The sequence below is a fragment of the Chitinophaga sp. genome (assembly GCF_039596455.1).
GTDB lineage: Bacteria > Bacteroidota > Bacteroidia > Chitinophagales > Chitinophagaceae > Chitinophaga.
Genome location: NZ_JBCNJR010000006.1, coordinates 297041 through 309726, shown reverse-complemented (window position 1 = coordinate 309726; position 12686 = coordinate 297041). Strand labels below are relative to the sequence as shown.

Annotated in this window: 21 protein-coding genes; 2 read left to right on the top strand and 19 right to left on the bottom strand. The window is 50.1% G+C overall.

The features are described 5' to 3' along the window. Window positions 1–131: 131 nt before the first annotated feature. The 17 genes from rplF to rpsJ all read right to left on the bottom strand — a co-directional run bounded on the left by rplF (window position 132) and on the right by rpsJ (window position 8901). The gene (gene rplF, locus ABDW36_RS19205; RefSeq protein WP_343703543.1) at window positions 132–686 is read right to left on the bottom strand and encodes a 50S ribosomal protein L6; all 555 of its coding nucleotides are present in this window, start codon (window positions 684–686) and stop codon (window positions 132–134) included. 118 nt (window positions 687–804) lie between these two features. Then, window positions 805–1203, bottom strand: coding sequence for a 30S ribosomal protein S8 (gene rpsH, locus ABDW36_RS19200; protein ID WP_343703542.1), 399 nt, complete (start codon window positions 1201–1203; stop codon window positions 805–807). Between the two features lie 93 nt (window positions 1204–1296). Then, window positions 1297–1566 carry a 30S ribosomal protein S14 gene (rpsN, locus tag ABDW36_RS19195; RefSeq protein ID WP_119078761.1) on the bottom strand — a complete coding sequence of 90 codons (270 nt, stop codon included), beginning with the start codon at window positions 1564–1566 and terminating at the stop codon, window positions 1297–1299. Between the two features lie 6 nt (window positions 1567–1572). Further along, on the bottom strand, window positions 1573–2148 hold the full coding sequence (gene rplE / locus ABDW36_RS19190) for a 50S ribosomal protein L5 (RefSeq protein WP_343703541.1): 576 nt from the start codon (window positions 2146–2148) through the stop codon (window positions 1573–1575). Next, window positions 2148–2486 (bottom strand): 50S ribosomal protein L24, encoded by a 339-nt coding sequence (gene rplX / locus ABDW36_RS19185; RefSeq protein WP_119078759.1) that lies wholly within the window; start codon window positions 2484–2486, stop codon window positions 2148–2150. Before rplX ends, rplE begins: the two co-directional genes overlap by 1 nt. A 198-nt stretch (window positions 2487–2684) precedes the next feature. Further along, window positions 2685–3053: a 50S ribosomal protein L14 gene (rplN, locus tag ABDW36_RS19180; protein WP_109698268.1), complete on the bottom strand. Its 369-nt coding sequence runs from the start codon at window positions 3051–3053 to the stop codon at window positions 2685–2687. Between the two features lie 76 nt (window positions 3054–3129). Next, window positions 3130–3387: a 30S ribosomal protein S17 gene (gene rpsQ, locus ABDW36_RS19175; RefSeq protein WP_119078758.1), complete on the bottom strand. Its 258-nt coding sequence runs from the start codon at window positions 3385–3387 to the stop codon at window positions 3130–3132. A 100-nt stretch (window positions 3388–3487) separates the two neighbouring features. Next, window positions 3488–3688, bottom strand: coding sequence for a 50S ribosomal protein L29 (gene rpmC / locus ABDW36_RS19170; protein ID WP_343703540.1), 201 nt, complete (start codon window positions 3686–3688; stop codon window positions 3488–3490). Between the two features lie 54 nt (window positions 3689–3742). Next, window positions 3743–4162 (bottom strand): 50S ribosomal protein L16, encoded by a 420-nt coding sequence (gene rplP / locus ABDW36_RS19165; RefSeq protein WP_119078756.1) that lies wholly within the window; start codon window positions 4160–4162, stop codon window positions 3743–3745. A gap of 52 nt (window positions 4163–4214) precedes the next feature. Continuing rightward, entirely contained in the window at window positions 4215–5009 is a 795-nt protein-coding gene (gene rpsC, locus ABDW36_RS19160; RefSeq protein WP_343703539.1) for a 30S ribosomal protein S3, read from the bottom strand. Between the two features lie 55 nt (window positions 5010–5064). After that, window positions 5065–5415: a 50S ribosomal protein L22 gene (gene rplV, locus ABDW36_RS19155; RefSeq protein WP_119078754.1), complete on the bottom strand. Its 351-nt coding sequence runs from the start codon at window positions 5413–5415 to the stop codon at window positions 5065–5067. A gap of 117 nt (window positions 5416–5532) precedes the next feature. Next, window positions 5533–5799: a 30S ribosomal protein S19 gene (gene rpsS, locus ABDW36_RS19150; protein ID WP_119078753.1), complete on the bottom strand. Its 267-nt coding sequence runs from the start codon at window positions 5797–5799 to the stop codon at window positions 5533–5535. 62 nt (window positions 5800–5861) lie between these two features. Next, on the bottom strand, window positions 5862–6695 hold the full coding sequence (gene rplB, locus ABDW36_RS19145) for a 50S ribosomal protein L2 (protein WP_343703538.1): 834 nt from the start codon (window positions 6693–6695) through the stop codon (window positions 5862–5864). Between the two features lie 92 nt (window positions 6696–6787). Continuing rightward, window positions 6788–7087: a 50S ribosomal protein L23 gene (rplW, locus tag ABDW36_RS19140; RefSeq protein WP_343703537.1), complete on the bottom strand. Its 300-nt coding sequence runs from the start codon at window positions 7085–7087 to the stop codon at window positions 6788–6790. A gap of 66 nt (window positions 7088–7153) precedes the next feature. After that, a complete protein-coding gene (gene rplD, locus ABDW36_RS19135) occupies window positions 7154–7801 on the bottom strand; it encodes a 50S ribosomal protein L4 (RefSeq protein ID WP_343703536.1) in 648 nt (215 codons plus the stop codon). A 1-nt stretch (window position 7802) separates the two neighbouring features. Next, window positions 7803–8426, bottom strand: a complete 624-nt coding sequence (gene rplC / locus ABDW36_RS19130) for a 50S ribosomal protein L3 (RefSeq protein ID WP_343703535.1) — start codon at window positions 8424–8426, stop codon at window positions 7803–7805. A gap of 169 nt (window positions 8427–8595) precedes the next feature. Continuing rightward, window positions 8596–8901 (bottom strand): 30S ribosomal protein S10, encoded by a 306-nt coding sequence (gene rpsJ, locus ABDW36_RS19125; RefSeq protein WP_012789286.1) that lies wholly within the window; start codon window positions 8899–8901, stop codon window positions 8596–8598. Between the two features lie 189 nt (window positions 8902–9090). Here rpsJ and ABDW36_RS19120 point away from each other — a divergent pair, with 189 nt between their 5' ends. Continuing rightward, window positions 9091–9912, top strand: a complete 822-nt coding sequence (locus ABDW36_RS19120) for an energy transducer TonB (RefSeq protein ID WP_343703534.1) — start codon at window positions 9091–9093, stop codon at window positions 9910–9912. A gap of 140 nt (window positions 9913–10052) precedes the next feature. Here the strand turns inward: ABDW36_RS19120 and ABDW36_RS19115 are convergent, their stop codons facing one another. Then, window positions 10053–10619 carry a hypothetical protein gene (locus ABDW36_RS19115; protein WP_343703533.1) on the bottom strand — a complete coding sequence of 189 codons (567 nt, stop codon included), beginning with the start codon at window positions 10617–10619 and terminating at the stop codon, window positions 10053–10055. Window positions 10620–10847: 228 nt separating this feature from the next. Here ABDW36_RS19115 and ABDW36_RS19110 point away from each other — a divergent pair, with 228 nt between their 5' ends. Next, window positions 10848–11969 carry a PQQ-dependent sugar dehydrogenase gene (locus ABDW36_RS19110; protein ID WP_343703532.1) on the top strand — a complete coding sequence of 374 codons (1122 nt, stop codon included), beginning with the start codon at window positions 10848–10850 and terminating at the stop codon, window positions 11967–11969. Between the two features lie 53 nt (window positions 11970–12022). Here the strand turns inward: ABDW36_RS19110 and ABDW36_RS19105 are convergent, their stop codons facing one another. Continuing rightward, window positions 12023–12607 carry a hypothetical protein gene (locus tag ABDW36_RS19105; protein ID WP_343703531.1) on the bottom strand — a complete coding sequence of 195 codons (585 nt, stop codon included), beginning with the start codon at window positions 12605–12607 and terminating at the stop codon, window positions 12023–12025. Window positions 12608–12686: the final 79 nt, after the last annotated feature.

Genomic DNA, 12686 nt, shown 5'->3' with positions numbered 1-12686 from the left:
GTATTTGAAGCCCCGATGCTGCCGGGACCAATGTAAGGGTAAAGACCGTTTTTGATGCGGCCTTTACCGCTATAAGTTTTAATAATTCAGTTTCCCGCCGGCTGCCTTATGCAGCGCGGCGCATCAGGTCATTACTTGCCGGCAGATTTACCTGCTTTCTTGCGAACAACCTCATCGCTGTAGCGTACACCTTTACCTTTGTACGGCTCAGGTTTGCGCAGGCTGCGGATCTTGGCGGCAACCTGGCCCAGGAGCTGGTTGTCAGTACCTTCCAGCATGATCTTCGGGTTCTGGCCTTTTTCAGTAAGGGTGGAAACCTTCAGTTCTTTGGGAACTTCGAAGATGATGTTGTGAGAATAGCCCAAAGATAAGTCCAGCAACTGACCTGCGTTCGCAGCCTTGTAACCCACACCTACCAGTTCCAGCTGCTTTTTAAAGCCGTCTGTTACACCGGTCACCATATTGGCGATCAGCGCTCGGTACAGGCCGTGCAGGGAACGGTGGCGGATCTGGTCTGTAGGACGGGTGATCACGATCTCCCCGTCTTTCACTTCCACTTTAATATCGCGGTCAATGGCCTGTTTCAGTTCGCCTTTAGGGCCTTTTACCGTGATCTCGTTAGCAGCGGAAACATTTACTGTTACACCGCTGGCCAATTTAATAGGACTTCTACCTATACGTGACATAATCAGTCAGTTTATTGTTGTTGTGAACCGGCATCCCGTGTTCAGCCCGTATAGAAGGCTTAATTGTCAGATATGCCGTTAGTCCCGCCTCATTTACATGGGGCGGGACCAAAATATATTAATATACGAAGCAAACTACTTCGCCACCTACGTTTTGTGCTTTCGCTTCCTTGTCGGTCATTACACCTTTGGAAGTGGAGATGATAGCGATGCCCAGGCCGTTCTTGATACGGGTAAAGTCACCAGGTTTGGAATACTGGCGCAGACCGGGACGGGAGATCCTTTGCAGGTCCTGGATGGCAGGTACCTTGGTTTGCGGGTCATATTTCAACGCTATCTTGATGAGGCCCTGTTTGTTGTCCTCTTCGAATTTGTACTTCAGGATGTAGCCTTTGTCGTACAGAATTTCGGTAATGCGTTTCTTCAGTTTTGAAGCCGGAATTTCCACGATCCTGTGGTTAGCCATCTGGGCGTTACGGATGCGTGTTAAAAAATCTGCTATTGGATCAGTAACCATTGTTCTAATAAAAGTTTACAAATGTGTTCACAATGCGATATCCAATCGATATAGAAAGGAATCTGAATGTCTGTCTGTTCTGGCAACCTTGTATTACCAGCTTGCTTTTCTTACACCAGGGATCTTGCCTGCCAGCGCCATGTCGCGGAACATGTTACGGCAGATGCCGAACTGACGGATGTAGCCTTTGGGGCGACCTGACAGTTGGCACCGGTTGTGCAGGCGAACGGGAGAAGCGTTCTTGGGCAGTTTGTCCAGTTCAGCATAGTTGCCTTCTGCTTTGAGGGCAGCGCGTTTCTCTGCAAACTTGGCCACCAGGGCTTCTCTCTTTCTTTGTCTGGCTTTTACGGATTCTTTTGCCATATTGTATTATTGATTATCTTTTTTGATGTTCTTGAACGGCATGCCCAGCTCTTTCAGCAGCTCGTAAGCTTCTTCGTTGGTTTGGGCAGTGGTCACGAAAGTGATGTCCATACCGGTGATCTTGTTCACCTTGTCAATGTCGATCTCCGGGAAGATGATCTGTTCGGTAACGCCCATGGTGTAGTTACCGCGGCCGTCGAAAGATTTTTCGTTCACACCTTTGAAGTCACGTACGCGGGGCAGGGATACGGCAATCAGCCTGTCCAGGAACTCGTACATATTTACGCCGCGCAGGGTAACACGTGCGCCAATGGGCATGTGCTTACGCAGTTTAAAGTTGGAGATGTCTTTTTTGGACAAAGTGGCAATAGCTTTCTGACCGGCAATACGGGTCATTTCGTCTACTGCGATATCTACCAGCTTTTTGTCACCTACCGCACCGTTGATGCCCTGGTTCAGGCAGATCTTGGTGAGGCGGGGAACCTGCATCACGCTCTTGTAGTTGAACTTTTTTTGCAAGGCAGCTACCACTTCATTACGGTATTTAGCCTGCAGCCTGGGTTGATATGATGTGTTTGCCATTATTTAATTACCTCCCCTGATTTTTTAGCGATACGAACTACTTTACCGTTTTCTCTTTGGCGAGCCACACGGGTGGGCTTGCCAGCCTTAGCATCCCACAACATTACGTTGGAAATGGCGATAGGCGCTTCCTGCTTAACAATACCACCTTTGGTATTCTGCGCAGAAGGTTTGGTGTGTTTGGTGATGATGTTCACACCCTCTACCAGCACACGTGCTTTGTCGGTAATTACCTCCAACACCTTGCGGGGCTTGGTCCGGTCCTTGTCGTCACCGGTAACTACCACAACCAGGTCGCCTTTCTTAATGTTGAACTTAGGCTTAAATCTAGTTTTCATTCTGTTTGTTTATTTAAACGCCAAGCGAAACACTGGCTTCGCTTGATTAATATTTATGTCGTTTTTGAAACGGGCTGCAAAGATATGCAAAGATTTCGGATCCTGGATTCCAGCCTTCAGATAAAGGTATTTTGAATATATACACCTTTAATTAATAATTGCTTTGAATCCTAAACCCGAAATCCTTATGCCGACTCCTTAAAGCACTTCAGGTGCCAGGGAGATGATCTTCATATATCCTTTGTCGCGAAGCTCACGGGCAACCGGACCGAAAATACGGGTACCGCGGGGCTCGTCGGAGTTGTTCAGCAATACAACGGCGTTGTCGTCGAAGCGGATGTAAGAACCGTCGCGGCGGCGCAGTTTCTTTTTAGTTCTTACAATAACAGCTTTGGTTACGGTGCCTTTCTTCATACCACCACCGGGGATGGCGTCTTTTACCGTTACTACAATCTTGTCACCTACTCCTGCATAGTCCTGGCCGGAGTTGCCGAGCACGCGGATGCAGAGTACTTCCTTGGCACCACTGTTATCAGCTACGTTCAGCCTTGATTCTTGTTGTATCATCGTAATACGTTTGTTAATTGTTTAAGCAGCGGCTGCGGGTTTACTGCTAAACCGGCAGCTTGAAACAAATGAATAATTACTTTACTTTTTCGATCACTTCCACCATGCGCCAGCATTTGTTCTTGCTCAGCGGACGGGTTTCCATGATCCGTACGGTATCACCAATGCTGCACTCGTTCTTTTCATCGTGTGCCATGAACTTGGTGGTTTTCTTTACGAACTTACCATAGATCGGGTGTTTCACCTTACGCTCAACGCTCACGGTTACGGTCTTATCCATTTTGTTGCTGGATACTACGCCGATCCTGGTTTTTCTTAATTTTCTTTCGGTCATTTTGAAAGTTATTTTACCTCCAAACCGCTTTTATGCGGCTATAAATTTGTTAATTGTTTTGCTGGTCAATAGCTATCACTATTCCTGGCCCTGATTGGGACTAGAAGCCCAATTCTCTTCTGCGGATCTCCGTCTGGATGCGGGCAACTTCCCTTCTCATGAAGCGGATGCTCATGGGATTTTCGATGGGCGTTACCGCATGGCTGAACGTTACCTTTTTCAGGCGCAGGGACTCTTCAGACAGTTTCTCCTTCAGGTCCTGGTCGCTCAGGCTTTTCAGATCCAGTTTTGCTTTAGGCATTGTATTAAATTTTGTTTCTGGTTATCAGGTTTGTTTAAAAGGGACCGGCTGCGGTTAGGCAACGAAGTCGCGGCGCACTACAAATTTCACCTTGATCGGCAGTTTCTGTGCGGCCAGCTCCATAGCTTCTTTTGCTACCTGCAGGGGCACACCGTCTGCTTCAAACAGGATGCGACCGGGCTTTACAACTGCTGCCCAATGGTCAGGGGCACCTTTACCTTTACCCATCCTCACTTCCAGCGGCTTGGCGGTGATCGGCTTGTCGGGGAAAATACGGATCCACACGTTACCTTCACGCTTCATATGCCTGGTCAGAGCGACACGCGCAGCTTCTATCTGGCGGTCTGTGATCCACTTAGGTTCCAATGCTTTGAGGCCGAATGAACCGAAAGAAAGGGCTGCGCCTCTCTTGGCGTTACCTTTGATGCGGCCTTTGTGCATCTTCCTGTGTTTCGTTCTCTTGGGCTGTAACATCGTTTATGTTGTTAAAAAGTTGTTTAAATGATATTTCTAACGGCTGAGTGAATTATTTGCGGGGACCACGGTCTCCACCACCTCTTCTCTCTCCGCCACCACGGTTATCCCTTCTGTCTCCGCCACGGCCGCCACGGTCTCCGCCGCGGTGCTCGCCACCGCCCATACGGCCTTCGCCTTCCTTACCGGAAACTGCGTTCGGGTTGAGATCGCGTTTGCCCAGCACTTCACCTTTACAGATCCATACCTTGATACCGATCTTGCCGTAAACGGTCAGCGCGAACAGGGAAGCGTAGTCTATGTCCATGCGGTAAGTATGCAGGGGCACACGGCCTTGTTTCATTTCTTCTGAACGGGCAATTTCAGCACCGCCCAAACGGCCGCCTACTTTCACCTTGATACCTTCTGCACCCATGCGCAGCGCGGTAGCAATTGCCATTTTGATGGCGCGTTTATAGTTGATGCGGCTTTCGATCTGTTTGGCGATCGTTTCAGCAACGATAGTGGCATCTATTTCAGGGCGGCGGATCTCCAGAATGTTGATCTGAACATCTTCTTTCCCTGTCAGCTTCTTCAGCTCTTCCTTGATGCGATCCACTTCGTTACCGCCTTTACCTATGATGATACCAGGTTTGGAGGTATGAATGGTGATGATGAGCTTACCCAATGTGCGCTCGATCACTACGCGGGAAATACCGCCTTTGTTGATACGGGCATTCAGGTAAGTCCTGATCTTGTTATCTTCGATCAGCTTGGTAGCATAATCTTTTTTGCTGCCATACCAATTAGAGTCCCATCCTCTGATGATACCTAACCTGTTACCAATAGGATTTGTTTTCTGACCCATGTTCTGGTTTTATTTGTCTATGAGTTTAAATATATTTTTTCCTACAGTTTGCCAATTATTGGGCGGCGCGGCCGTCCACAACAATAGTTACGTGATTGCTTCTCTTGCGGATACGGTAACCACGGCCTTGCGGCGCGGGGCGCATCCTTTTGAGTACGCGGCCACCGTCAACAAAAACGGTTTTCACGAACAGGTTGGCATCTTCTACCCTGGCGCCTTCGTTCTTCACTTTCCAGTTAGCCACGGCGGAGAGCAACAGTTTCTCCAGCGGGGTGCTCGGGTGTTTGGGATGGAATTTCAAAATATTCAAAGCTTTCTCTACATCCAGGCCGCGGATCAGGTCTGCCAGCAAACGCATTTTGCGGGTAGATGTAGGATTATTGTTCAGCTTAGCTACTGCTTCCATTGTTATTGATTTCTGTGTTATATTAGTTTCTTGTTTCAGCTTCCGGTTATGCTGTTTCCATCGCCTTTCTGTTGTTCTCTTTACCGGAACCGAAAACGGGAAACTGTCAAACCGTTACTACATTTTCTTGTTAGCGTGCCCTTTAAAGTTGCGGGTAGGTGCAAATTCACCCAGTTTATGACCTACCATAAACTCGGTTACGTACACCGGGATGAACTTGTTACCGTTGTGAACGGCGAAAGTATGGCCCACAAAGTCCGGAGTGATGGTAGAGCGGCGGCTCCAGGTTTTGATAACCGTACGCTTGGTGCCTTCATTTTGCTTTACTACCTTCTTCTCTAATTTAAAGTCTACGTAAGGACCTTTTTTAATGGAACGACCCATGTTATTCTTTATTTAAGATTTCAACCCCGGCCCTTACCGGGATTGAAACTTGTTAAGCGTGATTATAATTTCTTACCGTTTTTGCGGCTGATGATCAGTTTATCAGAGCTCTTATGCGGCTTCCTGGTTTTCAGGCCTTTCGCATATTTACCTGTTCTGGACCTCGGGTGACCGCCTGAAGATTTACCTTCACCACCACCCATCGGGTGATCTACAGGGTTCATGGCAACACCACGGTTACGCGGTTTGATACCTCTCCAGCGGTTGGCACCGGCCTTACCGATAGACTGCAGGGCGTGGTCTGAGTTGGAAACTGTACCTACAGTGGCCGCACAGGTGCTCAGCACTTTACGCAGCTCGCCGGAAGGCATTTTCAGCACGGCATATTTTTCTTCCTTGTTGCTCAGCTGGGCGTAGGTGCCTGCACTGCGTGCAATGGCGCCGCCTTTACCGGGCTGCAGCTCAATGTTGTGCACTACGGTACCCAGGGGCATGTTCTTCAGCGGCAGGGCATTACCCAGCTCAGGGGCAACGTCTGCTCCGCTGATAACGGTAGCGCCTACCTGCAGGCCCTGGGGAGCAAGGATGTAACGCTTTTCACCGTCTGCATAGTTCAGCAGGGCGATGAAGGCGGTACGGTTCGGATCGTATTCAATTGACTTAACGGTTGCAGGAACATTCGCCTTATCGCGCTTGAAGTCAACGATACGGTATTGTTTTTTGTGCCCGCCACCGATGTAACGCATAGACCTTCTGCCCTGTGCGTTTCTACCGCCGGTACGTTTTGCGGGAGCCAGCAGGCTCTTCTCGGGAGTGTCGGTAGTCAGCTCTGCGAACGCATTGCCTATTTTCCAACGGGTACCGGCTGTAATCGGTTTGTACTTTTTCAGTGCCATTTCTACTTAATTCAATGATTTAATAGACTATTTATAGTTGATCTGTATATACATCCAGGTTAGCGGCTTACGCCGTTAACGGCACTGGTATATTATATGTTAGCATACAGATCTATGGATTCTCCTTCTGCCAGCGTTACCACTGCTTTCTTGTAAGAAGGCTTGCGGCCGGAAATAAAGCCGGCTTTGGTAAAGCGGGTCTTGTTCTTGCCGGGCATTACCTGGGTGTTCACTTCGGCCACGGTTACACCGTAGAACTCTTCCACTGCTTTCTTGATCTCCAGTTTGTTGGCTTTTTTGTCAACAATGAAGTAAAAGCGGTTGAACTTTTCGGTAGCCTTGTTCACTTTCTCAGAGATCACCGGTTTGATTAAAACATCAGACAGTTTCATCTGTTATTATTTTTTGTGCCTGTACCCGATATTCCATCAGGCCTGGCGCTTGTTTACTGAATTTTATTATGCTTCCACTACGTCAGCCGGCTCTTCTGTGAAGATCTTGGCTGCGCTCTCCGTGATTACCAGGTAGTTGCTGTTCATGATATCGTAGGTGTTCACGTCGCTCAGCACGGTGCTGTCCACAGTAGGGATGTTGCGCAGTGACAGGTATACGTTATCATTATACTCCGGCAGTACCACCAGGGTCTTTTTACCGGCTACGTTGATATTCAGGGCTTTGAGGATCGCTCCGAACTGTTTGGTCTTGGGCGCTTCAAAGTTGATGTCTTCCACCACAATGATGGCGTTCTCTTTAGCCTTTACAGACAGTGCAGAGATCTTGGCCACATCTTTCACCTTGCGGTTCAGCTTGATGTCATAGCTGTGCGGTTTGGGACCGAAAATGGTACCACCGCCTTTATACAGCGGGTTACGGATGTTGCCTTTACGGGAACCGCCGGTACCTTTTTGTTTGTGGAGCTTGCGGGAAGCACCTTTTACTTCAGCACGGGTCTTCACCTTGTGCGTACCCTGGCGCTGTGCAGCCAGGTATTGTTTTACAGCCAGGTAAATTGTGTGATTGTTCGGCTCAACACCAAAGATCTCTTCAGGAAGCTCAATAGTCCTGCCGGTCTTCTTACCTTCTATATTTAAAATATCGAGTTGCATATTACTTCTGGATTAAAACGATTGAACCAATGTGGCCGGGAACGGAACCACTTACCAGGATATAATTCTTTTCAGGGAAAATCTTAACGACTTTCAGGCCCTTTACTTTCACTCTTTCATTGCCCATCTGGCCTGCCATGCGCATACCCTTGAAAACGCGGGAAGGATAAGAAGAACCACCTACGGAACCGGGCGCTCTCTGACGGTCGTGCTGACCGTGGCTGGATTCACCCACACCGCTAAATCCATGACGTTTTACAACGCCCTGGAAACCCTTGCCTTTAGAGGTACCCACAACGTCAACAGTTTCACCTTCGGTGAAAATATCTACAGTAATGGACTCGCCGAGGGCCTTAGCCACGGCTGCATCAGGGTTGCGGAATTCTTTTACGTAACGTTTAGGGGAGGTCTGAGCTTTCGCGAAGTGATTTTTCTCTGCTTTGGGAGTGTTTTTTTCCTTTTTCTCACCAAAAGCTACCTGAACGGCGTCGTACCCGTCAGTGAGCTGGGATTTCACCTGGGTAACCACGTTTGGACCGGCTTCGATAATGGTAACGGCAGTTTGTTTGCCATTGGCCTCGAAGATGCTGGTCATGCCAATCTTTTTACCAATAATACCTTTCATGTGTTATATAATTTAGCCCAGCGCCTGAGGGATCTCTAGCTATCCTCAGGATGAGCGGTTTAAATGCTTTATTGGGCGGCCACCCGGAAGGCGTGACCTGGTTTAAATGCTGTTGTCACAAAATACCTCAGGCGGGCCTTGTGCCCACCTTTGCTGAGGTCCTTTTTTACTACGCTTTAATTTCCACTTCCACACCAGACGGCAGATCGAGCTTGCTCAGCGCATCTACGGTCCTGGAAGAAGATGTGTAAATGTCCAACAAACGCTTATGCGTACACAGTTGGAATTGCTCACGCGCTTTTTTGTTCACGTGCGGAGAACGCAATACCGTAAAGATTTTTTTCTCTGTTGGCAAAGGAATAGGACCTGTTACCACGGCACCGGTGTTACGCACGGTTTTAACGATCTTCTCGGCAGATTTATCTACCAGATTGTGATCGTAGGACTTCAGCTTGATTCTAATTCTCTGAGACATATGCAATGAACTTCTTCTAATTTACCCCTCAATTTGGGAGGGCAAAGGTAAGTGTTTTTTTTATTGCGACAAATATTTCAGGGGTATATTTCAGGATAATATTGACTTTTTGCCGCTTTTCCGGTAGTTTTATTAGTAATGGGGCCAGGCCCCGCAAGTTACAAAAAATACTTAACCTTTTTATTCCCAATGCTTTACCGGCTTCTCCACGCTTATTTCACCCAAATCCTGCTGCTGGCGCTTTTTTCGGGCATCCTGCCCCCTGCCGCCGCCCAGGATTCCGCCTCCGCCCCGCTTTCTGAAGCGGAAATGCGGGCTGAGCTGGCACGTGAGCTGGACGCCATGAGAGTAGACGTAATGCCCCAGTTTCCGCAGGGAGAAGAATACATGCATGCCTGGATAGCCAGCCACCTCAAGATCCCTTACGTTGAGCTCAGAAACGATTCAATTGTAATGGTTTATGTGGATTTCCTGGTAGAACGCACCGGCTATGTAACGGACGTGAAGATCAAATACCCCGGCATCCGGCAGCTGGACAAGGAAGTGGTGACCCTCTTTTCCGGCATGCCCCGCTGGAAGCCGGGCCTGCTCAACGGCAAGCCGGTAGACCTGCGGATGACGCTGCCCCTGCGGGTAACCATCCCCAACTCCCTGCGCAAGCCGGCGGATGTAACCACACCGGCTGTGAACAGCCTGCCCCAGTTCAACGGCGGCGGGCAGGCACTCCGGTATTATGTCAGAAAAACCATGCAATACCCCAAAGAGGCAAAAGCGGCCGGCATTGAAGGGGCCGTTACCGTTGAGTTCCTGATACTGGCCAATGGCCGCGTAGGCAACCCTTCTACCGTAGGCAATGTGATTGGCTACGGCCTGGAAGAAGAAGCCATGCGCATTGTGGAAAAAATGCCGAAATGGATACCGGCGCGGCTGGACGGCAAGGCCGTAGCCTCCAAGCACCAGGTGGTGATCAGGTTTGAGCTGCCGGGTAAACAGGCGGCTGAAGGCAAATAAAACAGGCTCCCCGCGCAAATATCTCGGCACCGCCATATACATCCGCACCGCCCGGCAAATGAAAAACGGGCCGTTCCCCGCGCTTTCAGCGGAAAACAACCCGTTTACGGTTTGTATTGATCGACTTGGAGGGTATCCCGTTATTTGTTCCCTACTTCCCTGATGGTCTGCCGGGCCTTGGCTGAAGGCAGATAGATCTGGAAGCCCAGGTTGAAGCTCACCCTGTGGGCCGTGGTGGAGCTGCCGAAACCCACCGTCAGGTCATACTTCACCAGGCCTTCCAAACCAATGTTGGGCGTAATGAAATAAGCCAGGCCGGGGCCGATGCCCAAACCAAGACCGTTGGTATTGGTGCTTACATCTCCGGCCTTGTGGTTAATGCCGTTAACACCTGCGCTTGCTTCAAAGAACCAGCGGGCTTTTCTGTCAATTTCCACTTTTTTGTCTGCCACATAGTACCTGCCAAATGCACCAATGCCGTAAAGGAAATCCGTTTGGTCATTACCGGTAGTCAGCCCAAGGTTAACGTCTACCCCCAGGGCCACGTTATCCTGTATAAACCAGCCAGCCTTGGGAGTAAGGTTCAAATTAAATACACTGCCTCCATTCTGGAAGGTGCCCCCGATATTGGCAAGTTGTGCGCCTACCATTACATTTCCTTTCTGGGTCTGCGCAAAACCGGTGGCCGCGAAGAGAACTGTGGACATGAGGAGGGTTAAGTAACCAATTTTTCTCATATGATTTGTGTTTTGATGAAATTGCATGCTTCCTGAACATTCACGGCAAAGGGACGAAAAAGGACGAGTGTGATTGATTATGAATTCAATAAACATATTTTAAACACCCGGATGCGGAAAAGGTTTTATAAAATCTTTATTTTTTTTAAGCTGGCAGACAATTTGTTCCCTTAAATAGTTGTTCTAATAAAAAATACTATGAAACCTGCCCCCATATTTACCGCCCTGCTGGTGCTTGTATGCGCCGGCTCCTTCCTGGCTGCCTCCTGTCATAAAAAATCAACTAACCCGCCGCCTGACGGCGAAGACCCCGACTGGCCGAAAGACAGCGTGCGCGTAGTAGTGCAGCAAGGCATTTCACGCCCCTGGGAAATTCTCTGGGGGCCTGATGATCATATCTGGATGACGGAGCGGGGCGGCAAGGTAAGCCGGGTAGATCCCAAAACCGGGGAACTGAAGCCATTGCTGACCATTTCTGAAGTAGTGGCCAACGGCGAGGGTGGCCTGCTGGGCATGGTGCTGCACCCTTCCTTTGCGCAGCAGCCCTTTGTATACCTGGTGTACAACTATGGCAGCCCTTACCGGGAAAAAGTAGTGCGGTACCGTTACGAGAACAATACCCTGGCCTCCCCCACCACCATTCTTGACAATATCCCGGCCGCCGGCATCCACAATGGTTCCCGCCTGCTGATCAGCGGGGACAAGCTTTTTATCACCACCGGTGATGCAGCGGCCAGCGGCAATGCGCAGCTGACCACCTCTCTCAGCGGCAAGGTACTGCGGCTGAACCTGGACGGCTCCATACCGGCAGACAACCCCATCCCCAACAACCCGCTGTGGAGCTATGGCCACCGCAACCCGCAGGGGCTGGTGATGGCCAATAACATCCTCTACGCCGCAGAGCACGGCGCAGGCATAGAAGATGAGGTGAACATCATTGAAAAACAGCGGAACTACGGCTGGCCTACAGTGGAGGGCCCCTGCAATACCGGGTCAGAAACGGCTTTTTGCACGGCCAATAACGTAAAAGGACCCATCTGGTCTACCGGCGGCAGCACTTTTGCCCTCTGCGGGCTGGACTATTACCATCACGAACGCATTCCCCAATGGAAGAACTCCCTGCTGGTAACCAGCCTGAAAAATACTACCCTGTACCAGCTGCAGCTCAGTGCAGACGGGAAAACCGTTACAGGCAGCAAAACCTACTTCACCGGCAAATTTGGCCGGCTGCGGGATGTTTGCGTATCGCCCAACGGGCGGGTGTACATCTGTACGGATGAAAGTCCCGGCAAGATCATTGAGGTGAGCAAGCCGGAGTGACCTTCAACCGGCGGGCAACGGTGACGCCGGCACCGGTCATGGCCATACGGCAACTATTGCCGTTCCCCGGCCTTAACGCTTCCCGCATTGATATGGCGCCAGGCATAGTCATGCAGCACCATGCAATCACGGGCGGTATCTACAGACAAAGACACCCAGCCCAGGAAGGTGTCATCTCCTTTCCGGAACTGCACGCCCATATACTTTTTGCTGGCCGCTACCCAGCTGCCCCGCCAGGTAGTATCAGCCGGGTTTGCGGCGGGCAGCAGCAGCTCGCAGAAATAAGGGGTGAGGGCGTTCCACTCCTGCGGGTGCACGGGCAGCACGGGTATTTCATCTCCCTCGTTCAGCCTGAACACGGAATCGGGTATGGAAAGCACTTTGGAGGCCAGGGTGCCCACGGCGGCAAATTTGGCGTGCGTGCCTTCCTGGTCATTCACAACGCCAACAATAAAGTACACATCAAACTCATCATCGTCATTCATGTCCAGAAAATAGGGCTTGAGGTTGCGCACTTCCACATTGTTCAGGGAGCGGTAGCTGTAGGCAGGCTGAGGCGTATCTTTTTTGCGGGATTTGCTGCAGGCGGCAACCAGGAGTATACCCAGTGCGGCGGCAGCCATTTTGAGGTTGAGCATGGTGTAAAGGGGTTTTGTGCCTGTAAAGCGAACGGGCGGGCGGGAAAGTTACAGGATAAAAAAAGCCCCCCGCGTACGG

Bases quoted from the DNA above. Each gene is read 5' to 3' on its own strand.
- rplF (WP_343703543.1), bottom strand. From the start codon at position 686: ATGTCACGTATAGGTAGAAGTCCTATTAAATTGGCCAGCGGTGTAACA.
- rpsH (WP_343703542.1), bottom strand. From the start codon at position 1,203: ATGGTTACTGATCCAATAGCAGATTTTTTAACACGCATCCGTAACGCC.
- rpsN (WP_119078761.1), bottom strand. From the start codon at position 1,566: ATGGCAAAAGAATCCGTAAAAGCCAGACAAAGAAAGAGAGAAGCCCTG.
- rplE (WP_343703541.1), bottom strand. From the start codon at position 2,148: ATGGCAAACACATCATATCAACCCAGGCTGCAGGCTAAATACCGTAAT.
- rplX (WP_119078759.1), bottom strand. From the start codon at position 2,486: ATGAAAACTAGATTTAAGCCTAAGTTCAACATTAAGAAAGGCGACCTG.
- rplN (WP_109698268.1), bottom strand. From the start codon at position 3,053: ATGATACAACAAGAATCAAGGCTGAACGTAGCTGATAACAGTGGTGCC.
- rpsQ (WP_119078758.1), bottom strand. From the start codon at position 3,387: ATGACCGAAAGAAAATTAAGAAAAACCAGGATCGGCGTAGTATCCAGC.
- rpmC (WP_343703540.1), bottom strand. From the start codon at position 3,688: ATGCCTAAAGCAAAACTGGATCTGAAAAGCCTGAGCGACCAGGACCTG.
- rplP (WP_119078756.1), bottom strand. From the start codon at position 4,162: ATGTTACAGCCCAAGAGAACGAAACACAGGAAGATGCACAAAGGCCGC.
- rpsC (WP_343703539.1), bottom strand. From the start codon at position 5,009: ATGGGTCAGAAAACAAATCCTATTGGTAACAGGTTAGGTATCATCAGA.
- rplV (WP_119078754.1), bottom strand. From the start codon at position 5,415: ATGGAAGCAGTAGCTAAGCTGAACAATAATCCTACATCTACCCGCAAA.
- rpsS (WP_119078753.1), bottom strand. From the start codon at position 5,799: ATGGGTCGTTCCATTAAAAAAGGTCCTTACGTAGACTTTAAATTAGAG.
- rplB (WP_343703538.1), bottom strand. From the start codon at position 6,695: ATGGCACTGAAAAAGTACAAACCGATTACAGCCGGTACCCGTTGGAAA.
- rplW (WP_343703537.1), bottom strand. From the start codon at position 7,087: ATGAAACTGTCTGATGTTTTAATCAAACCGGTGATCTCTGAGAAAGTG.
- rplD (WP_343703536.1), bottom strand. From the start codon at position 7,801: ATGCAACTCGATATTTTAAATATAGAAGGTAAGAAGACCGGCAGGACT.
- rplC (WP_343703535.1), bottom strand. From the start codon at position 8,426: ATGAAAGGTATTATTGGTAAAAAGATTGGCATGACCAGCATCTTCGAG.
- rpsJ (WP_012789286.1), bottom strand. From the start codon at position 8,901: ATGTCTCAGAGAATTAGAATCAAGCTGAAGTCCTACGATCACAATCTG.
- ABDW36_RS19120 (WP_343703534.1), top strand. From the start codon at position 9,091: ATGCTTTACCGGCTTCTCCACGCTTATTTCACCCAAATCCTGCTGCTG.
- ABDW36_RS19115 (WP_343703533.1), bottom strand. From the start codon at position 10,619: ATGTCCACAGTTCTCTTCGCGGCCACCGGTTTTGCGCAGACCCAGAAA.
- ABDW36_RS19110 (WP_343703532.1), top strand. From the start codon at position 10,848: ATGAAACCTGCCCCCATATTTACCGCCCTGCTGGTGCTTGTATGCGCC.
- ABDW36_RS19105 (WP_343703531.1), bottom strand. From the start codon at position 12,607: ATGCTCAACCTCAAAATGGCTGCCGCCGCACTGGGTATACTCCTGGTT.